Here is a 20,436-nt window from a genome sequence, read left to right as displayed (position 1 = left end):
GAGCAGGGCGATTTACCGAGGGCTGTTGCTGTCGACCCGGACTTAATTGGCGGAGGTCGCAAAACCCGCGTTCAGTGCCGTCACCGTGGCCTGCGCGCTGCTGCGGTTGGCCATACGCTCAAGGTTTACGATGGTCGAGAGCATGATGCGATCATGGCTCCAATCACCGGGGCGCTGGATCAGGAAAGCCGTGGCCAGAACCGCTCCGGCAATGACAGCGGCGACCGCGCCCCAGACCATCCCCTGGCGTCCTTCGGGACGACGTTCCGTGATCGCGATGATGCGGCGGGCAAGGATCGGTGCCCGAAAGATCTCGCGCCGGTCCAGAAGCGCGACAGAGGGGCTACGGGAGCTGAGGAAGATCGGCGTCCGGCGGGCCCGTTCAGAGGCGCGGATCAGGCATTCGCAATAGCTGCGCAGGTCAAAGCGCGCGCGGGCGCCCAGGGCCTGATCGCAAGCAAACTCCCGCACCGACCGCATGTCCCGGCGCCACAGGTAATAGGCCGGGTTCCAGAATAGCAGCGGACGCAGACATTCCATCAGGAATGCGGTTTCAACGTCCTTCTGGCGGAAATGCTGCAACTCATGCGCCAGCGTCAGACGCAGATCCCGCGGATCGTTCAGCAGTGAGGTCGGCAGCACCACGTAAAGACGACGCAGACCCCGGGTGGAATAGGCCACGGCGGTGTGGTCGCTGAGCAGCAAATCGACGCGACCGATCCGTTTCCACAGGTAGGCCGAGGCAAGGGCACTCCGCAGCCGCAGGATGGCATGGCCCAGCAGCACGGCAGAAATGGCGGCTCCGCTGATGAGCAGCACAGCGACGCTGCGGCTCCAGATCGCCTGGCTGGCAGTGAGATCCCGCACCAGATCCTCGCGCATGCCGATCATCGCTTCGAACTGCGTGGCGGACATGTTCACATTGCCCTGCAGGTATTGCGAGACCAGCATGTCCGACAGCGTCGGCGGATGCCCCAGACCGCTGGCGTTCATGATCAACACCAGCACGGGTGTCAGCACCAGCAGCACCGTCATGCTGTTCAGCAGTCGCAGTTGCGGGCCGTAGACGGTGGCGAGGGAGGTCCGTCGCAACCCTGCGCGGGCGGCGAGCCACAGCAGCGCACCGGCACACACCAGAAGGTTCAGATCTATGTAGGCGTTCAGAAGCGCATCAGATTTCATTGTCCCCCAGCCTTTCATTGAGAAGGGCACGCATTTCTTCGAGCATGTCATCGGTGATGTCCTCATCATCGACCAGCCGGGCCACGAGGGCCGCCGGCGTGCCGTTGAAAAGCTTGCTCGACAGGTTTTTGAGCGACGTCTTTTGATAGTCTGCCTTTGGAATGGCCGGGCGGTAGACGAGGGAACGGTCGACCCGCTCGCTGGTCAGAAACCCTTTCTGTTCCATGATCTTGAGAACAGTGGCCACGGATGTGTAGGCGCGCTCTTGCAGTTTATTCAGCTCGGCAAGGATATCACGCACGGATCCCTGACCCAGATCCCAGACCACGGTCATGAATTCGAGTTCGACCTCGGTCAGAAGGGAATGGTCCTGTTTCTTGCGCATATGTCCAAGCTTTGCTGTTCGGGCCGCGACCGGGGGAGAAGTCACGGTGATCTTCAAGGGATCAGGTGTGATGCTAGGGGAATTTGGCTTTGACGAAAACTACTTTTTTAGAAGATGCGTGGGGGACCTGCGCCGGGTTTTAAAATTGTGCGCTTCCGCGCGCCGATTCTACGTCTCAGGAGAGGCGATGGCCGGACCGCCGGCGGCGCGTGTGAGGCGGCGCGGTGACGGTTTGCCGAGATGGTCCTGAGGTGCAGATGAGCCCTCAGGACCGTTCTTGAGTGTGTCTGGAATGGCGCGTTACACCTTCCAGAAGCTGAAGATTCCCCAGGCGATTGCCAGACCCAGTGGAATCCAGAGCGGCATTCCCACCAGCCCCAGCCAGGCCAAGAAGATGTAGGAAGTGCCCAGAAGCGTGATGAACAACCGGTCCCCTCGGGTCGTGGTCAGGCCGAGGATACCTTTGCGGGCATCGCCGCCGGGGGTGCGGATTTCCAACAGGATCAGCACGCCGATGGCAGAGAAGATCCCGATGAACACAAGGGCGGTGGGCCAGGTCCAGGCCATCCAGCTCAGCATATCAAACTCTCCCCATCGCGAAGCCCTTCGCGATGTAGTTGCGGACGAAATAGATCACGATGGCGCCCGGAATGATGGTCAGTGTACCCGCCGCCGCCAGCAGGCCCAACTCGTAGCCTGCGGAGGATGCGGTCTTGGTCATGGTGGCGGCGATGGGTTTTGCCGCAACTGCCGTCAGGGTCTTGGCCAGGAGTAGTTCGACCCAAGAGAACATGAAGCAAAAGAAGGCCGCCACGCCGACGCCGGCCTTGATGGCAGGCAGAAAGATCGACACGAAGAAGCGCGGGAAGGAATAGCCGTCGACATAGGCCGTCTCGTCCAACTCTTTTGGCACGCCTCCCATGAAGCCTTCGAGGATCCAGACCGCCAGCGGAATATTGAACAAGCAATGCGCGAGCGCCACCGCGAGATGGGTGTCAAAAAGACCCACAGCGGAATAGAGCTGGAAGAAGGGCAGGGCAAAGACCGCCGCCGGGGCCATCCGGTTGGTGAGCAGCCAGAAGAACAGCTGCTTGTCGCCGAGAAAGCGGTAGCGCGAGAAGGCATAAGCCGCAGGCAGCGCCACGCAGACCGAGATCACCGTGTTGATCGACACGTAGAGGATCGAGTTGATGTACCCCCAGTACCAGGTCGGATCGGTGAAGATCACCTTGTAGTTTTCCAGCGTGAAGGTCTGCGGAAACAGCGAGAAGCCGGAGAGGATTTCATTGGTCGTCTTGAAGCTCATCGCCACCAGCCAGTAGATCGGCAGCATGAGGAACAGGATATAGACGATGGGGACGATGGAACGTTTCTGCATATCTGGTCCCTCCCTTAGTTCTGATCGTCTTTGGTCATCAGCGTGTAGAACAGCCAGCTGACCAGAAGCGTGATTGCAAAGTAGATGAGCGACATCGCCGCGGCGGGACCAAGGTCGAACTGACCAAGGGCGATTTTCACCAGGTCGATCGACAGGAGCGTGGTGGAGTTGCCGGGGCCACCGCCGGTGAGCACAAACGGCTCGGTGTAGATGTTGAAACTGTCCATGAACCGCAACAGGATAGCGATTGTCAGAACCGTTTTCATCTTCGGCAGCTGGATGTAGCGGAACACCGACCAGTTGGACGCGCCGTCGATCTTGGCCGCCTGGTAATAGGCGTCAGGGATCGAGACGAGACCAGCATAGGACAGCAGCACCACGAGTGAGGTCCAGTGCCATACGTCCATGGTGACGATGGTCACCCAGGCGGCGATCGGGTCTTGGGTCATGTCGTAGTTGATGCCCAAGGTATGGTTCAGGAAGTACCCCAGTAGGCCGATGTCGGGCAGGGTGAAGATGTTCCACATCGCGCCAACCACGTTCCACGGGATCAGCATCGGCAGCGCCATCAGCACGAGGCAGACCGGCACCCAGAAGCCCTGGCGCGGCATCGACAGCGCGATGGCGATGCCCAACGGCACCTCGATGATCAGGATCAGGAAGGTGAACAGGAACTGCCGGCCAAGGGCGGCGTGGAACCGGTCCGAGCGCAGAATCTGTTCGAACCAGTCCAGGCCCTGCCAGAAGAAGACGTTGTCGCCAAAGGTCTCCTGCACGGAGTAGTTGACGACGGTCATCATGGGGATCAGGGCGTTGAAGGCTACCAGCAGCAGGACCGGCAGCACAAAGAACCATGCTTTTTGGTTTTCGGTTTTCATTTGCTGTTACTCCGGGTCAGTGGCGAGCCAGCCGTCGACATAAAGCCGGGTCTGGTCTTGGCGGAAGGCGAGGTGGGTGCTGTCGCCCTTTTGCGGCGCGGCGCCTTCCTCGATCACGGCGTTCACCTTGTGGCCGAGGCAGTCGCATTCGACGACCGTGTGGCGGCCCACATCGGAAACCTTGGTGACCGTGGCGGGCAGGCCGGTATCAGAGAGTGAGACGAATTCCGGGCGGATGCCGATTTCGGTCTGGCCTGCGGGGGTGCCGCGCACGGGACCTTCCAAGGTGACGGGCTGGCCCTCGATCTTGGCGCTGCCGTCGTAAGAGCAGGGGATGATGTTCATGCCCGGCGAGCCGATGAAGTGGCCGACGAAAGTATGCGCTGGGCGTTCGAACAGCTCCACCGGCGTACCGATCTGCACCACTTCGCCCAGCTGCATCACCACCACCTGATCAGCAAAGGTCAGCGCCTCGGTTTGGTCGTGGGTGACGTAGATCATCGTCGCCTTAACGCGCTGGTGCAGCTCCTTGAGCTTGGAGCGCAGTTTCCATTTCAGATGCGGGTCGATCACGGTGAGCGGTTCGTCGAACATCACCACATTGACGTCCTCGCGCACCAGACCACGTCCCATGGAGATCTTCTGCTTGTTGTCTGGCGACAGGCCGGCGGCTTTCTGGTCAAGCATCTCAGTGACCTCCAGCATCTCGGCGATCGCCATGACGCGGGTCTTGACCATGGCCTCGTCGCGGCCGCGATTGCGCAGCGGGAAGGCGAGGTTGTCGTAGACGGTCATGGTGTCGTAGATCACCGGGAACTGGAACACCTGCGCGATGTTGCGCTGGTCGGGGGGCAGTTTGGTGACGTCCTTGCCGTCAAACAGGATTTTCCCCTCGGAGGGCACCAGCAGCCCGGAGATGATGTTCAGCAGGGTGGATTTGCCGCAACCGGAGGGGCCGAGCAGGGCATAGGCGCCGCCGTCGTTCCAGTCGAGGTCGATCTCCTTCAGCGCGTAGTCGCTGTCGGATTTCGGGGTGGACATGTAGCTGTGCCGCAGTTTGGACAGGGTAATCTTGGCCATTTTATCGCCTCATGCCACGCGGGAGCCGTCGGGGGCAAAGACATAGGCCGCCCGGGGATCCATATAGAAATCATGCAGTTCGCCCACCTCGTAAGGGTGCACGCCATGGCTGAGCGAGACCCAGTAGGTCTCCTGGCCGGAGGCGGCGAGGTCGAAATGCGCGGAGCTCTCGGAGCCGGAGAGCTCCGTCACTTGCACCCGGCCGTTGAGCTTGACCAGACCGGCGGCCTCGGCCACCGGCACCACGTGATGCGGGCGGATGGCGATGGTATAGGTGCCGTCCTGCAGGCCAGCCGCTGCACCTTCGAGCGTCCAGCGGACATCCGCGCCCAGACGGGCCTCAGATCCCTGCTTGGTGATGGTGGCGGTGTTGATCGGTGGATCGGAGAACACCCGCGCCGCCTCGACGTTTTCCGGGTTGCGGTAGATATCGGCGGTGGGGCCGAACTGGGTGACGCGACCATCACGCATCAACGCGGTCTTGCCGCCCAGCAGCAAGGCTTCTTCGGGTTCCGAGGTCGCGTAGACCACCACGGCGCCACGACCGGCAAAGAGCTCGGGCAGCTGGTCGCGCAGCTCCTCGCGCAGTTTGTAGTCGAGGTTGGCCAGTGGTTCATCTAGGAACACGGCCCGGCTTTCCTTGGCGATGGCACGCGCCAGCGCGGTGCGCTGCTGCTGACCGCCAGAGAGTTCATGGGGGCGACGGTGCAGCATTGGGGTCAGCTGCAGGATCTGTGCCGCTTCCTGCACGCGGTCGTCCAGTTCCGACTTGGCCATGCCCGCGACCTTCAGCGGCGAGGCGATGTTGTCGTAGACTGTCATATGCGGGTAGTTGATGAAGAATTGATGCACGAGGCTGATGTTGCGCTTCTGCGTGCTGAGGCGGGTGACATCCTCGCCGTCCATCAGGACCGCGCCGGAGGCCATCGGGTCAAGCCCGGCCATCATCTTGATAAGAGAGGTCTTTCCCGATCCGGTTGCGCCCAGCAGGACGTTGAATTGACCGGGTTCGAGCGTCAGGGAGGTCTCCTTGATATGGAGAACGCCACCCACGCGTTTTGTCACGGATCTGAGTTCGAGTGCCATGGTGGTTGGAACTTTCCGGCCCTGCGTTCACAGGGTTTCCCCCATGCGCGTCGGGCTATCGTGGTGTCGAAGGAAAAGCCCCGGCCGGCGGGCCCGCAATCGCAGGGCACATCAGCCGGGGCAGGTGGAGCCGGGCCCGTTGGTCAGGCCCGGCACGAACGGGGGGGAGACCCCAGGGAGATCAGTTCTCGGCCCAGCGGGCGACCAGCTCGTCGTAGTTCACGGTCTGGCCTTGGGGCTTTTCGTTCTCCAGTTTCGGCTTGGCGCCGCCATTGGCGTACCACCACTCCGCGTCTTTCTCTTCGTTCAGACGCGGGCCGCAGCCACCGTAGATTTCGGCCTGTTCGTCTGCACGCTGCATCCGACCCATGGTGATGTCCATCTCTTCGGCGAGACGGTCCATGGCTTCTTGCGGAGTGAAGGCGCCAGAGTTGACGTCGCCGATTTGCTGCCACCAGATTTGGGCCAGCTTCGGATAGTCAGGCACGTTCACGCCGGTCGGGGACCATGCGGTGCGGTCAGGCGAACGGTAGAATTCCACCAGGCCACCCAGTTTCGGCGCGCGCTCGGTGAAGCTTTCGTGCCGGACAGAGCTGTCGCGGATGAAGGTCAGCCCAACGTGGGATTTCTTCACGTCCACGGTCTTGGAGACGACAAACTGTGCATAGAGCCATGCGGCCTGTGCGCGGTCGATCGGGGTGGAGTTGAGGAAGGTCCAGGAACCCACGTCCTGATAACCGACCTTCTGGCCTTCTTCCCAGTAGGGGCCGTGCGGCGACGGCGCCATGCGCCAGAGCGGCGTGCCGTTGTCGTCGACGGTGTTGTTGCCTTCGGACTTCGGCTTCACCATGTCGGCGGTAAAGGCGCTGTACCAGAAGATCTGCTGGGCAACATTGCCTTGCGCCAATGCAGGCAGAGACTGGTAGAAGTCATAAGACGCCGCACCTGGAGGGGCGTATTTACGCAGCCATTCGTCCCATTTGCGGATCGCGTAGACCGCAGCCGGACCGTTTGCGGCACCACCGCGGGTGACGCTTGCGCCCACCGGGTTACAGGTGCCTTCTTCCATCCGGATGCCCCATTCGTCGATCGGAACGCCGTTTGGTTTGCCCTTGGAGCCCGCGCCGGCCATCGAGAGCCACGCATCGGTCATCCGCCAGCCCAGATCCGGCGCACGTTTGCCGTAATCCATGTGGCCGTAGATGGCGGTCCCGTCGATTTCCTTCACGTCTTTGGAAAAGAACTCGGCGATGTCCTCATAGGCGGACCAGTTGACCGGAACACCCAGCTCGTAGCCGTATTTTTCCTTGAAGGCGGCCTGAAGGTCTTCGCGGTCAAACCAGTCCTTGCGGAACCAGTAGAGGTTCACAAACTGCTGGCTCGGCAACTGATAGAGATCGCCATCCGGGCCGGTGGTGAACTGGGTGCCCATGAAGTCGTCAAGGTCGAGATCGGGATTGGTGATATCCTTGAACTCGCCTTCCATCATGTCGCTGAGGTTGTAGGCGAGCTGCAGGCGCGAGTGCGTGCCGATCAGGTCGGAATCGTTGACGTAGGCGTCATAGAGATTCCGCTTGGTCTGCATCTGGGTTTGCACGGCCTGTACGACCTCGCCTTCGCCCAGAATCTGGTGGTTCACCTTGATGCCCGTGATTTCCTCAAATGCCTTGGTCAGCACTTCGGATTCATACGCATGGGTCGGAATGCCTTCGGAGAGCACATTGATCTCCATGCCCGAATAGGGCTCGGCTGCCTTGATGAACCATTGCATCTCGGCCAGCTGTTCGTCCTTGTTCAGAACCGAGGGCTGGAACTCCTCGTCAATCCATTTCTGGGCCGCTGCCTCGTCGGCATACGAACCCGTTGCCGCAATAACAGCCCCGGCTGCAACTGCGGACAAAAGATACTTGCGCATCTTTCTCCTCCCTAAAGTCTGTAAGGTCGGATGATTATCGCTCATCCGACTGGTCCTGAGACTTCACTGCGGTCGGAGTTTTGTCAAACTAATTTTTTAGTAATGATGTAATTTGTTGATAAGGAACGATTTTAATTCACGCACGTGGCGCTGCATGTGACGCAAGGTGAGGCGTGTTTCGTGCCGCAGCGCGTCAAATATGTCTGCTATTCTGACCTATGTTCTGGAACGTTTTGGGATATCGGCAGCGGATGATTCCGGATATGAGAGCGCTCATGAACGCAGATCACACCTTTGAAATTTTTCTCATCGCCCCACCGGGTTTGGAACACATCCTTCGTAAAGAGGCCCAGGATTTGGGGTTTGCCGCCGCGCGGCAAGTTCCGGGCGGGGTCAGCTTTGAGGGCAACTGGGGGGATGTCCGGCGCGCGAACCTCTATCTGCGCGGTGCCACGCGCGTACTGGCCAGGATCGGGTCGTTCCGTGCCTTCCACCTTGCGCAGTTGGACAAGCGGGCACGCAAGTTCCCATGGGGGGATGTGTTGCGTCCGGATGTGCCGGTGAAGGTTGAGGTGGTCACCAACAAGAAGTCCAAGATTTACCACGCCGGTGCGGCGACACAGCGTATCGAAACAGCGATCAGCGAGGAACTTGGGGCGCCGATCTCAAAATCCGACGACGAGGCGGACCCGGTGACCGTCAAGGTGCGCATTGACGACAATACCTGCATTTTCAGCGTCGATACCTCTGGCGAGGGACTGCACAAACGGGGGCACAAAGTTGCGGTCGGCAAAGCTCCGATGCGCGAAACGCTTGCGTCGCTGTTTCTGCAGGCCTGTGAGTTTGATGGGCAGGAGCCTGTCGTGGATCCCATGTGTGGCTCTGGTACATTCGTGATCGAGGCTGCAGAAATCGCGCGGGGGCTGGCCGCAGGGCGCAGCCGGAGTTTTGCGTTCGAGCGACTGTCCAATTTCGACGAGGCGGACTGGCGCAAACTCCGCTCGGAGATAGCCGAACCGCGTGACGTTGACCTGACGTTTCATGGGTCTGACCGAAACGCCGGTGCGGTGGAGATGGGGACGCAGAACGCTGAACGCGCTGGTGTTGCAGATCTCTGCCGGTTCAGCCATGCGGCGGTGAGTGATTTGCAACGACCCGATGGCCCGCCGGGCCTCGTGATGGTCAACCCGCCCTATGGTGCGCGGATTGGCAACAAAAAGCAGCTCTTCGCGGTATACGGCTCGCTTGGCGAGGTGCTGAAGTCGCGTTTTTCGGGGTGGCGCGTGGGCATCATCACAAGCGACACGCAGCTGGCGCGTGCCACTGGGCTGCCATTTCTGCCGTTGGGGGCGCCGATTGCCCATGGCGGTTTGAAGGTGCGCCTATTCCGGACTGATGCCCTTAAATAACGGCTGTGTCTGTGGAGCAGCGAGGGCACATGATCGTGCCCTCGCCATTCGTGAAGTTGCTCAGAACAGTGCAAGTTGATGTTAGGCGACGTCCATCAACGCGTCTTCTTCAGCGTCATCCAAGGTCTCCTCATCCTCCGGGATCTCCTGGTTCATGAGGCTTAGAACGTCGTCCAATGTTGTTGTAACCGTATCGGTCACATCACCTGCGAGGCCGCCCACGATGACCTGAGGGTCGTCGTTGTCGAGGCCGGTGACCAGAGCGATATTGTTCAGGTCCACATCCTCGAGCGAGAGCGGGCCGTTGTCGGACCAGAGGGTGAAGGACAGGTTGTCAACGAAACCGTCGGTGCTGTTTGGCTCTTGCCCGAATTGCAGGCCGATGTCGAAGTTCTCCGACAATGTTGTGCCATCCTCCAGAGAGTTCACGCCATTGGGCGCAATTTCCTGATTGGTCAGCGGGATGGCGTTTTCATCCGGGTGGATGTTCAGCCCGTTTGCCGTCGCATCGTCGGTCAGGTTCATGAAAATGCCGTCGATGTCGGTTTCTTCGCTATCCCAGGAGGTTGGAACGACCTTGAAGAACAGGGTGCCTTGTTCGGTCTGACTCACTTCAAAGGTCAATTGCTGGCTGTTGCCCAGGGTGAAATCGATGGTGGTCTTGCCATCTGTTCCGCCATCGTCGCCACCTGTGTCGCCGTCGCCGTCGCCGTCGCCGTCGCCGTCGTCACCGCCGTCCGTCGGGGGGAGGGGGGTATCGTCATCGTCGTCCTCATCCTCGTCGTCTTCGTCCTCGTCGCGCCCGCAGCGATCATCTTCGTCGCGATCCCACCACCGGTGGCCCCGTCCGCCGCGGTCATCGTCATCGCGGTCTCGGCCCCAACGCCCCCAGCGACCGCCACGCCCGCCGTCATCATCGCAGTCATCGTCGCGGTCGTCCTGATCGTCATCCAGGTCCTCATCCCGGTCACGCCCGCGACCGTGACCCCAGCCGAAGTCCCACCCGCTGCGGCCATCATCCTGATCATCGTCGTCATCACGCCAGGATTTTGACTTTCCACCGCAGCCCGACCAAGCATCGTAGGTCCAGCCGTGATTGCTCCAACTGCTGTAGCCTCCGCCGAAAAGTGATTTTCCGCCAAAGCTGTACGATCCCCCCCACGAGAAACCGCCCCACCCAAAAGAACCCCAAGACATGGTTACTATCCTTCTTACTCTTGTCCCAAACTCCAAAATGCGGCCCGCAGGCATGCTTCCGCGAGGAACCTCGAAGAAGAACACATGCTGGCCGCAAGGATGCAGCTTATGAAGGCCAGCGCCCGCGCCTTAGTTTTTTCTTAAATTCTATTAAAATTAGCCTTTATTCGGCGATCGGTCTCGAACAGTGAGGCGCTCGTGACTGTATTGTTTCCGCAGCGTCATAACTGGACATTCACGGTTGCCAAGATTCGGTTGGCTGGCACAGTTTTGACGCATTCATGAGCGTCAGTGATGAGGGGTAAGCGATGCAGCAGGCTGAAGATTTCCGCGAAGAGAGTAGCGTGCTGTTCGCCCTGCTCGCAGAGGCCCCGGAAGATGTGTTCGACTCCGTCACACAGTTCAAGAACTGGACGGTGAATGACGTCTTGGGGCATTTGCATTTCTTTAACGCCGCGGCAGAAGCCGCACTGAAAGGACCGGAGGCGTTCGAGGCCATGATGGCCTCTGCGATGGCTGAGCTTGCGGGTGGTGCCAGCATACTGGAGCTGCAGTATCCCTGGCTTGACGGGTTGCGTGGCCCAGATTTGTTTCGTGCATGGCGGGCCGGCGTAGACAGGCTGGCCGGAGCGTATCTAAAGGCGGACCCAAAGGCGCGCGTGCCTTGGGTGGGGCCGGATATGAGCGCGCTCAGCGCGATCACCGCCCGACAGATGGAAACCTGGGCGCATGGCCAGGAGGTTTTCGACCTGCTGGGACAGGCGCGGCCAGAAACCGACCGGATCCGCAATATCGCGCATCTGGGCGTCGCGACATTCGGCTGGAGCTTTCGGGTCCACGGGCATTCGGTTCCAGAGCCTGCGCCGCATGTGGTGCTTACGGCGCCTTCGGGTGAGGTCTGGGCCTGGAACACGCCACAGGAGGGCAATCGGGTCGAGGGATCTGCCGTTGAGTTTGCGCAGATCGTCACGCAGGTGCGCCATTGGTCGGATACTCAAGTCAAGGCGACCAATGGCACGGCGCGACAATGGATGATGCAGGCGCAGTGTTTTGCCGGCCCACCAACAGCCCCGCCAGCACCGGGTACGCGATTTCGTCTTCTGCAGGAAAGCTAACGGTGTGGCGCAAGGCGACCGTTATGCGTCCGGTGCAGCGCGCAGGCGTTGGTATGCGTTGATGTACCCTGCAAGCGTCATGCGGGCCTCGTCTGTTTCAGTGACGGGCACAAACTGTCCCTCGAGCGCCTTCTTGTAGGGGGCCGCCAGCGGGGCCGGGGCAATCAGCGCCAAGTTCTGCCCAAGCCAATAGGCCCTGGAGGCCGCCAGTTCAGCCCCGAGCGCAGCGCCCCAGATCTGTCCCAGCGCGGCCCCGTCGCTCAGCGTATCTGTTGCCCAGAGTAGCCGGGTTTCGGCGGTGCGCAGGGCAAGGTTCTCTGGCTTCGATGTGACGTCCTGCAAGTGATCCGAAAGCGCGTTTGCATCGGGCATCGTCTGGTGAATGTCTACCGGGCTCAGGGCCTCGACCAATGGCACGGTTGCAAAGGCCAGAACGCTCACCACTTCGTCTGCACTGATCAGCGCCCAGACCGTAGTGTCAAAGCCAGGAACGCAAATCACGCCATCCCAGTCTTTGTTCAGGCTGAGGAAGCCGGCGATCCGGTTGGCCGCGCCTGCCAGTCGCGCATGGGGGCGTTCCTGAGAGAGGGCCGCGACGGTGTGTACCCTGCCAGACTGAATTATCTTCAGCGTTGAAGGACTGGCGGGAAGTGCGGTCGCGTCTGTCTTTGCGTCCGCGGCCGTCAGGACAGGGCACTCCGGTGCCAGCGCGCAGGCTTGCTCCAACCCATCAACCGCCACGGGGCTGCCGGAGGGGGAGGCCCCTGCCATTTTCCAAGCCCTCGGTGGTCGATGTTCCTCGTCGAAGGCGATCCAGATGTCTGTGGGGTCGGTCATGGGGGCCTCGGGGCTGAGTTCCTGTTGCTCCCCGTGATGCCTCGAAAATAAGCAGAACACAATCGCTCCACCCTGCGCCCCTCCGGTTAGCGCCACTATACTTTTGGTTTGGCGAATTAAACCGAAGCAACGCTGAGGTTTTTAGACAACTAGAATATAAAGAAAAGACGTCGAGGGAACGGACGCGACGGCCCCTGAGGCCAGCTGCAATGCAATTTCTGTCTGGGGTAGCTTTGCCTTATGCGCAACAGTCCGGAAATTTTCCGAGCCTTTCGACGTACGGACTATGTTACTTTTTGAAATCTGTTAGCGCGTATTCACCTTTGAAGTATGCGTATCTGTGAGGTCCAGTAAATGTATAGGCTTGGCGATATAGCAACGACCCGTAGCGTGTGTCTCAAACGGCCAGTTGGCCGCTTCTCCGGCCTGCCTGCTCGGCATGCGGAGGGTCAGTTGTGAAAGATGTTTTCGCTCCGAATGGCGGAGCGTTTCTGGTTCGGCTTGCGGAATACGTATCAGGGAAAGGGCACGACTTTTCCAATCTGGTCGCACAGCAGCTCTCGCTTCCCGAGGCGTTTGATGATCCTTCTCAGTCTTTGCCGGTTCATGAGCATTCGCTTGCGTTTGAGGTTGCTGAACGCACCTGCGCGGATCCTCTTATCGGCTATTCGCTTGCGAAACACTGCACCCTCAGAGACGCGGGCCTGGTCGGCTATGCTGTCAGTGCCTCTGCAACGCTGGGCGAGGCCTTGCGGACGCTGACCGAACTCAGCGCGGTCTTTCAGGTTGCCAATGTCGACCCATCGAAAGGGGCGGGAACAGGTCTTGTGGAGCTGCGATGGGACTACGGTTCGCAGGGTAAACTCGACCTGCGTCATTGGAGTGAGTTCACGGCCGCCTTGTTGGTGCGCAGCCTGCACAAGCTGACGCGGGAGGCCGTTGCACCTGTTGCTGTTGAGTTCATGCATACCCCACCGGCACAACCAGCCGACGCGATGGCCGTCTTTGGGCTGGCGCCCGGATACCGGGCACGCTGCAACCGTTTGGCCTTTCGCAGACAGGATCTGCAGCAACGGTTGGTAACCGCAGATGCAGGGTTGCTCAGTCTATTGATGGAGCACGCCGCGCTTCTGAGGTTGGGGGGCGCGCATGGTCGAAACGATCTTTCCATCATGGTCGAGCGTCTGATTATGGATGGCATGTCCGATGGAGATGCCAGTCTCGCCAAGGTGGCCAAGTCGCTGGAGATGAGCCAGCGGACCCTGTCCCGTAAGCTGGCCGGAGAAGGCACAAGTTTCTTTGCGATCCTGGAAGGGGTGCGGAAATCCCTTGCGCTGCGCTATTTGCGCCAGAACGAAAAATCCCTGTCGGAAATCTCCTTCCTTCTCGGGTATTCCAGCCTGAGCAGTTTTAACGACGCGTTTCGCCGCTGGAACGACCAAAGCCCCGGCAGCTATCGAACCCAGGCGCTGAAATCATCTTGAAATCTATTGCGATGCCCCTCGCAGGTGATTCTCATGGTGATGGTGTGAGGTCACAGCGCACCATTTTGTAAACAAACCCCATCTCAGGCGTGGACTGTTTCGCTTTTTGCTCTCAGAAAGCGCTTGTAGATAGGCATGATAACCATTTGGTCAGATTTACATCGATTTTTCTGCAAATAAGATATTTTTAGGGACGAAGTTAGGGCGCACCTGGTGCACCCGGCACATTGACATTGATCGTTAAGGCCATCGCCTGGGGGTTGGGCCTTTCCGATAGCACTTGGTTTCAGGGGATTGGAACCTGAGTGTCGCCTCCTTCTGGAGGCCTGCGATGTGTGCGTTTTTTGGGGGTTACAAAATGAAGACATTGGATCAAGGGGCAATCGCAGTTGCCGGGTTGCAGGACTTCCCAGAGCTGGCCTTGGCATCTTCTTTCCGAGAGGCCAACACCGATTACGGGCACAGAGGCTATGCCATTTATGGTAAGCGGCTTCTGGATGTTGCATTGGTCCTTCTTGCGTTGCCAATTGTCATCCCGCTCATTGCGTTCTGCGCGATCGCATTGTGGATCGAAAGCGGCGTGCCGATTTATCGTCAGAAACGCCTGGGACAGGACGGTCGCGTTTTCAACATGCTGAAACTCCGCACCATGGTGCTGAATGCAGATGCTTTGCTGGAAGCGCATCTGCAGAAAAATCCGGCGCTGCGCCGGGAATGGGATCAATCCCAGAAGATCAAGAAAGACCCGCGGATCACCCGGTTCGGGCGTTTTTTGCGTGCCACGTCGCTCGATGAGCTGCCGCAGCTGTTTAACGTGCTTCTCGGAGATATGAGCTTGGTGGGCGCGCGCCCGATGCTCGTCAATCAGTTGTCGATCTACGGCAAGGCCGATGCCTACTTCGCCTTGCGACCCGGGGTCACTGGTCCATGGCAGGTAGGGGAGCGCAATGAAACCAGCTTTTGCCAACGGGCAGAGATCGACGAACTCTATTGCCGGGATGTGTCTTTGCGGACGGATCTGCGCATTCTGTTCAAGACCGTTTCCGTGATGTTGCGGCGCACGGGCTACTGAGAAGAACGAGAGCGGCGCCTTTGCCAAATGGCACGCCGGGCATATAAGCGTAGATTTCTTACAGGTGCGGCGTGAAAGATTATGTTGACCACAATGGCGTAAACATAGCGTCAGTATTATACTTGGATGAGGGCGGTGACGCACCAATGACGGACCAGGGGTTCAGGAAATTCCGGCGGCGACGGAGCAAGCGCGAAGAGACGCCTGCTCAGGACACCGCGCGGCCTGTTCCACAGAAGGCCGCCGCGCCACAGGACAAAGCGGACGACGTTGCGCCCGTTAAACCGGTGCGTCCGGTCCGCCCAGTGCGCCCTGAGACGTCTGCTGTGCAGTCGAGAGCGCGTCCCGCCGTGCAAGCCACTGACCGCCCCTCCAAAAATAAACCAAAAGCGGGCGAGCCTGCCCAACCTGCGACTGCCGCGCCGCGGCACGCTGAGGCCGGTGCCCGGCGGGACGCCGATACGCTGGACGCACTGCAGGACCGCTCGCGCGGGTTTGCAGAGGCCCGTCCTGATCCGCTGGAATGGACCGTGAAACAGACATCGGAGCCGCAGGACATCGTTCAATCATCAGAACCGGAGCAGAAGCTACCGGCGCATCTGCCCGACCCTTGGCATGTCATGCGGCGCGTCGAGGTCACAGGCCTGAGTGAGCACCGCAGTCGTCTGCCGCTGGTCGATTTCTTTCGACAGTCCCCGACCGCGCGCGCCTTTGACCTGCTCCGCACGCGACTGCTGCATACATTGCGGGCGCAAGGCTGGACACGGGTCGCGATCTGCGGGCCGACGCCTGGATGTGGCGCCAGCTTTACCGCGGCGAACCTCGCTCTCAGCCTGGCGCGTGTGCCGGAGAGCCGCACAGTGCTGATGGATCTCAATATGCGCACCCCCGGAGTTGCCGCTGCTTTGGGACTGGAGCGGGCTGCGCTCTATAACGGCGATATGCTCGGGTTCCTGCGCGGAGAGCTGCGGTTGGACGAGCATTTTGTCGCCGCGTCGAACCGGCTGGCGCTTGGTTTGAGTACGTCAGTCTTTCACAACTCGGCAGAGGTGCTTCATGATTCCCGCTGTGCCGCCACCATAGATGAGGTGATCCGGCGCACGCGCGCGAACGTGGCTTTGTTCGATCTGCCGTCGGTGCTTCACAGTGATGACGTGGCAGCGTTCCTGCCACAAGTCGACGGTGTCCTGTTGGTGTCAGACGGCAGCGAGACGACCGCGCGCCACCTGAAGGCCTGCGAAAAGATGTTGGCCGGCCATACGCAGCTTCTGGGAGTGGTGCTTAACCGCGCCCGGAATGATGAAGAGTTCACCAGCGCCTCCTGATTGGGGGCAGCGGAACAAGGAACGGGAACGGCATGGCTTCGATCTACTCAGTTGCAGATTTTCTGGACCTGCTGCGCCGTCGGCTGCGTCTCATTCTCGCGGTGGCCTTTCTGGGTACCGTTGCCTCCGTTTGGTTCGCGCTGCAGCAACAACCGGTTTATTCCAGTACCGCCGTCATCCAGATTACGCGTCCAACGATTGCAGGGGAATTGGCCCCGTCCACGGTCGAAGGATCTTCGGCGCGGCGCATCCAGCTGATTGAACAGCGTCTGATGGCGCGGGGCACCATCCTGGAGATCGTCGACCAGCTGGACCTATTCGCCGATCAACCGGGCCTGCTGGCGTCAGAAATCGTACCGATGATGCGCAGATCCGTCTCCTTGACCGGTACCGCTGCGGCGCGCGAGGGGGCCTCGGACGATGGGGCGATTTCCGTCCTGTCCATCACGGCAAATATGCCCACCCGCGCGCAAGCTCAGGCGGTGGCACAGGAATTTTCGCAGCGCACCATCGCATTGAGCCGGTCAACGCGCCTGGACCAAGCGCGGGAAACGCTTTCTTTCTTCAACGAAAAGGAAACTGCGCTGATCCGGGATATCTCAGCGCTGGAGGAAGAACTCGCCAATTTTCGCTATGAGAACGAGGTGACGTTGCCCGGGATCATCGAGATGCGCGGCACCGAAATCGCGTCCATAAACGAGAGCCTGCTGGAACTGGCCCGTCAGGAAATCGAGATTCGCAAAGTCGCGGAAGAAGCCGCCGCAACGCAGCGCACCGCCTATGCTGAGCGAATTCGCAAGGACTATGAAACACAGGTCGAAACTCTGAACGCGCAGCGACAGTTGTTGCTGGACCGTCGCGCAGAGATGGAAGCGTCTCTGGAACTGACGCCGGAAGTGGATCGTCAACTGGCGAGCTATGAGCGTCGGCACCAGCAGATGCAGTCGGAGCTTGAAGTGATCACTGCGCGCCGCGCCGAAGCGGAGGTTGGCTTCCGCCTCGAAACGGCCAGCCAGGGAGAGCGCCTGACCGTGCTCGAACCTGCGCCTTTGCCGGATTATGCCGTCGGCGGGGGGCGGAAATCTCTGGCGCTCAAAGGCGGGCTGGTCAGTCTGGTGCTTGGGGTTATCGCGGCCTTCGCGATGGATCTACGACATCCCGTTTTGCGAACCAGTGCGCAGATGAAACGCGAAACTGGCCTGTCGCCCGTGGTTACAATCCCGGTCCTGAAGACCCAGCCCAAAGGGCTGGCGCATCGGCTGCGGGGCATTTGGACTCGCCGCTCCGCCCGTGGTTGACGCGCTCACACCCGTCAGAGCAACCCCAAAGTCGAGCCGATCCCGTCCCAATGATAGGCGATAGCGCTGCCGCAGATCACGCTGCTGATACTCAGGAAAACCAGATCGTGAACCGGGTCTTGTGCGCGGTAGGGGCGCGTCTGGCGCATCAGCATCGGATAGGAGACCACCACCGCGAGCCCCATGGCCGCGATCCCGCCGGCCAGGCCGAATGATGTGACACCTGCCAGAAACAAGGCTGTCTGAACAAAGGCACGGGTGGCGGTGTAGAAAAAGAACCTTTTGGTGTCTCCAGCCGCCAGAGAGGCTCGATCATACGTCAAAACGATGATCGAGGGGGCGAGGCTTGTGGTCAGCATAACGATAACAGGCCCGGCCATTGCATATCGGTCGTCATAGAGCAGATCGACCAGCCAGGGCCCGATCCAGGCCATCGTCCACAACATGCACAGGATACCCCCGGTCAGGGCGTAGCGCAGCTGTCGCTGCTTCTTGCGGTTCTGATCGCTGTGAAGGGCGGGCTTGTCCCGATAGACCGGGATCATCAAGCGCTGGTTGACCTCCTGTCCCATCTGCATCGGGAAACTCGCCAAGAAAAACGCGATGTTATAGATGCCCATCGCCTCAAGCGTCAGGTGTTTGCCAAGGATGGCCCGGTCGCCTTGTGTGGTGAGGAAGAAACAGGCGGTGGAGAGAAAGATCCATTTTCCCATACCGATCAGCTCATGAGTTGCTGCAGGCTCCCAGCGGGGGCGATTGCGCCGGCCGGGAAGCGCGAGATGCGTCAGGGCCAGTTTTGCAGCTTCTTGCAGGACGCTGCCGATCGCCAGTGCCACCACGGATTGCATCCAGATCGCCAGCGTCACCATGCTGAGGATGCCGCAGATCTGCGCGGCCAGATTGATCGCGGTGACGCGGCCGACAAGGAGGTGACGATAGGCTGTTTCCACCCGCGTGGGCGTGAACCCCTGTAAAGCGAGGCTGAAGCCTGCAATGGGCAGGCAGTAGGCGAGTTCTGGTGCGTTGTAGAACGCGGCCACAGGCACTGCGAGAAGGCCGGTCAGCAACCAGAGAAGGCCGCCTCGGCAGATTTGTACGGTCCAGGCGGAATCCAGAAAATCCGGATCGTCCCCGCGCGGGTTTTGGGCAATCGCGTTGGAAATCCCCATGTCGGAGAACAGCGACAGGCCGATAATGATGACGGTGACCAATGCCATCAGGCCGAAGGCTTCGGGAAAGAGGAGGCGTGTCAGCAGCAGGTTGGATGCCAGGCGCAAAACCTGCCCCACGCCAAAGCCGAGGAGTATCCAGGATGTGGATCTTACGACGCGTGCCATCAGGCTCGGGCCGTTCAGGGCAAGTTTCATCATAGTCCACAGCGCGATTGCAAGTTGGCTGCACGCTATGGCCGCGCTGCGGCAAGGTCAATTGCAGGACGGTGTCAACAGGCAGACAATATGGCTGTTGGGCCCGATTGTGGCGGAGGCGTTGAAAGTCTGTGCTGTTGATGCTGGGCAAAACCATGCGCGGTGGCTAGGGTGCGAACCGGACGCCCGACAGGAAGGGAAACGCGTGAAAATCGCATATGTGCTGAATACGTATCCGCAACCCTCACAGAGCTTTATCCGACGTGAAATCCAAGCACTGGAGCGGCGTGGCATTGAAGTGCTGCGCCTGCCGATGCGTCCGTCTGACCAGGGGCTGGTTGACCCGGGCGATCAGGAGGAGAGAACGCGCTGTCAGTATGTCCTGGCGTCGGGGGCGGCGCGTCTGCTGTTGGCCCTTTTGGCATGTGTCGCATGCGCGCCGCGCCGCAGCGGACGCGCTTTGCGGTTGGCGTTGCAAATGGGTGCTGCAAATGGCGCGCGCTTGCGTCATCTGATCTATCTGGTCGAAGCCGCATATGTCGCGCGCCTGACACGGCGGACGCATTGCGATCACCTGCATGCGCATTTCGGCACCAACGCCACCACCGTTGCGCTGCTGGCGGCGCAGCTGGGCGGGATGGGCTATAGTTTCACCACACATGGGCCAGAAGAATTTGATGCCCCGCTTAGTTTGTCTCTGGGGGAAAAAGTGGACCGCGCGCGCTTTGCCGTGGCGATTTCCAGCTTTGGTCGCAGTCAGCTCAGCCGCTGGGCCTCGTTCGGGGCATGGGACCGGATCAAGGTTGTGCACTGCGGTATTGAGCCGGAACGGTTTCCGGAACCCAAGCCGATGCCCAAGGGCCACCTGCGCCTCGTCGCGATCGGTCGGTTCGTGGAGCAGAAGGGGCAGATGGTACTGATCCGTGCCTTGGCGGATGCCGTGCGGGACGTTCCGGGCATCCATCTGACGCTTGTTGGGGATGGGGAGATGCGCGCTGATTTGGAGGCAGCCATAGCGGATCTTGGGCTCGCGCAGCATGTGACGCTTACCGGCTGGTTGTCCGAGGCCGGCGTGCGTGATGAACTGGCAGGCGCGCATGCGCTGGTCATGCCATCCTTCGCCGAAGGACTGCCGATGGTGGTCATGGAAGCGATGGCCGCCGGGCGTCCGGTTCTGGCTACCTATGTCGCAGGCACGCCCGAATTGGTTCTGCAGGGAGAGACCGGCTGGATGGTGCCTGCGGGTGACAGCCACGCCTTGGCAGATGCGATGGTGCGGTTGGCATCCGTGCCACATGACAAACTGACCGACATGGGAAAGATCGCGCGCGAGCGGGTCTTTGATCGACATGATATCGATTGCGAGGCCGAGAAGCTGGCAGAACATTTCGACCAGGCCATAAAGGGTCAGGCGACCTGACCCGAGCG

18 protein-coding genes are annotated in these 20,436 nt (G+C 60.2%); 7 read left to right on the top strand and 11 right to left on the bottom strand.

The features are described 5' to 3' along the window. Nucleotides 1-42: 42 nt before the first annotated feature. The 8 genes from R1T40_RS11565 to R1T40_RS11530 form a co-directional block, all read right to left on the bottom strand. Nucleotides 43-1,182, bottom strand: coding sequence for a M56 family metallopeptidase (locus tag R1T40_RS11565; protein ID WP_317384205.1), 1,140 nt, complete (start codon nucleotides 1,180-1,182; stop codon nucleotides 43-45). Further along, nucleotides 1,172-1,567, bottom strand: a complete 396-nt coding sequence (locus R1T40_RS11560) for a BlaI/MecI/CopY family transcriptional regulator (protein ID WP_106162000.1) — start codon at nucleotides 1,565-1,567, stop codon at nucleotides 1,172-1,174. Before R1T40_RS11560 ends, R1T40_RS11565 begins: the two co-directional genes overlap by 11 nt. A gap of 300 nt (nucleotides 1,568-1,867) precedes the next feature. Next, nucleotides 1,868-2,146, bottom strand: a complete 279-nt coding sequence (locus R1T40_RS11555) for a DUF2160 domain-containing protein (RefSeq protein WP_106162001.1) — start codon at nucleotides 2,144-2,146, stop codon at nucleotides 1,868-1,870. Between the two features lies 1 nt (nucleotide 2,147). Then, nucleotides 2,148-2,945, bottom strand: coding sequence for a carbohydrate ABC transporter permease (locus R1T40_RS11550; RefSeq protein ID WP_106162002.1), 798 nt, complete (start codon nucleotides 2,943-2,945; stop codon nucleotides 2,148-2,150). A 14-nt stretch (nucleotides 2,946-2,959) separates the two neighbouring features. Next, nucleotides 2,960-3,823 carry a carbohydrate ABC transporter permease gene (locus R1T40_RS11545; RefSeq protein ID WP_106162003.1) on the bottom strand — a complete coding sequence of 288 codons (864 nt, stop codon included), beginning with the start codon at nucleotides 3,821-3,823 and terminating at the stop codon, nucleotides 2,960-2,962. A 6-nt stretch (nucleotides 3,824-3,829) separates the two neighbouring features. Then, a complete protein-coding gene (locus tag R1T40_RS11540; protein ID WP_317384204.1) occupies nucleotides 3,830-4,903 on the bottom strand; it encodes an ABC transporter ATP-binding protein in 1,074 nt (357 codons plus the stop codon). A 9-nt stretch (nucleotides 4,904-4,912) separates the two neighbouring features. Beyond that, a complete protein-coding gene (locus R1T40_RS11535) occupies nucleotides 4,913-5,989 on the bottom strand; it encodes an ABC transporter ATP-binding protein (RefSeq protein ID WP_106162005.1) in 1,077 nt (358 codons plus the stop codon). A 181-nt stretch (nucleotides 5,990-6,170) separates the two neighbouring features. Further along, on the bottom strand, nucleotides 6,171-7,904 hold the full coding sequence (locus tag R1T40_RS11530; RefSeq protein WP_106162006.1) for an ABC transporter substrate-binding protein: 1,734 nt from the start codon (nucleotides 7,902-7,904) through the stop codon (nucleotides 6,171-6,173). A 275-nt stretch (nucleotides 7,905-8,179) separates the two neighbouring features. On the opposite strand from R1T40_RS11530, the gene R1T40_RS11525 reads away from it, so the two are divergent. After that, nucleotides 8,180-9,313, top strand: coding sequence for a THUMP domain-containing class I SAM-dependent RNA methyltransferase (locus tag R1T40_RS11525; RefSeq protein WP_317384203.1), 1,134 nt, complete (start codon nucleotides 8,180-8,182; stop codon nucleotides 9,311-9,313). 81 nt (nucleotides 9,314-9,394) lie between these two features. Here R1T40_RS11525 and R1T40_RS11520 read toward each other — a convergent pair whose 3' ends face one another. Next, entirely contained in the window at nucleotides 9,395-10,510 is a 1,116-nt protein-coding gene (locus tag R1T40_RS11520; RefSeq protein WP_317384202.1) for a hypothetical protein, read from the bottom strand. 308 nt (nucleotides 10,511-10,818) lie between these two features. On the opposite strand from R1T40_RS11520, the gene R1T40_RS11515 reads away from it, so the two are divergent. Next, the gene (locus tag R1T40_RS11515) at nucleotides 10,819-11,625 is read left to right on the top strand and encodes a TIGR03084 family metal-binding protein (RefSeq protein WP_317384201.1); all 807 of its coding nucleotides are present in this window, start codon (nucleotides 10,819-10,821) and stop codon (nucleotides 11,623-11,625) included. 21 nt (nucleotides 11,626-11,646) lie between these two features. Here R1T40_RS11515 and R1T40_RS11510 read toward each other — a convergent pair whose 3' ends face one another. Then, on the bottom strand, nucleotides 11,647-12,462 hold the full coding sequence (locus R1T40_RS11510; protein ID WP_317384200.1) for a 2-dehydro-3-deoxygalactonokinase: 816 nt from the start codon (nucleotides 12,460-12,462) through the stop codon (nucleotides 11,647-11,649). 455 nt (nucleotides 12,463-12,917) lie between these two features. Here R1T40_RS11510 and R1T40_RS11505 point away from each other — a divergent pair, with 455 nt between their 5' ends. From R1T40_RS11505 to R1T40_RS11490, 4 genes are all read left to right on the top strand, one after another. Continuing rightward, complete coding sequence (locus R1T40_RS11505) at nucleotides 12,918-13,946, top strand: AraC family transcriptional regulator (RefSeq protein WP_317384199.1); 1,029 nt, start codon at nucleotides 12,918-12,920, stop codon at nucleotides 13,944-13,946. A 358-nt stretch (nucleotides 13,947-14,304) separates the two neighbouring features. Then, nucleotides 14,305-15,018: a sugar transferase gene (locus R1T40_RS11500; RefSeq protein WP_317384198.1), complete on the top strand. Its 714-nt coding sequence runs from the start codon at nucleotides 14,305-14,307 to the stop codon at nucleotides 15,016-15,018. Between the two features lie 350 nt (nucleotides 15,019-15,368). Continuing rightward, nucleotides 15,369-16,343 (top strand): CpsD/CapB family tyrosine-protein kinase, encoded by a 975-nt coding sequence (locus R1T40_RS11495; protein ID WP_317384197.1) that lies wholly within the window; start codon nucleotides 15,369-15,371, stop codon nucleotides 16,341-16,343. 32 nt (nucleotides 16,344-16,375) lie between these two features. After that, nucleotides 16,376-17,641 carry a Wzz/FepE/Etk N-terminal domain-containing protein gene (locus tag R1T40_RS11490; protein ID WP_317384196.1) on the top strand — a complete coding sequence of 422 codons (1,266 nt, stop codon included), beginning with the start codon at nucleotides 16,376-16,378 and terminating at the stop codon, nucleotides 17,639-17,641. A gap of 14 nt (nucleotides 17,642-17,655) precedes the next feature. Here R1T40_RS11490 and R1T40_RS11485 read toward each other — a convergent pair whose 3' ends face one another. Next, entirely contained in the window at nucleotides 17,656-19,008 is a 1,353-nt protein-coding gene (locus R1T40_RS11485) for an oligosaccharide flippase family protein (protein WP_317386976.1), read from the bottom strand. A 205-nt stretch (nucleotides 19,009-19,213) separates the two neighbouring features. On the opposite strand from R1T40_RS11485, the gene R1T40_RS11480 reads away from it, so the two are divergent. Beyond that, nucleotides 19,214-20,428 (top strand): glycosyltransferase family 4 protein, encoded by a 1,215-nt coding sequence (locus R1T40_RS11480; RefSeq protein WP_317384195.1) that lies wholly within the window; start codon nucleotides 19,214-19,216, stop codon nucleotides 20,426-20,428. Nucleotides 20,429-20,436 lie beyond the last annotated feature (8 nt).

The sequence above is a fragment of the Tritonibacter scottomollicae genome (assembly GCF_032924845.1).
Taxonomy (GTDB): Bacteria; Pseudomonadota; Alphaproteobacteria; order Rhodobacterales; family Rhodobacteraceae; genus Epibacterium; species Epibacterium scottomollicae.
This window is presented reverse-complemented; position numbering and strand designations above follow the sequence as displayed.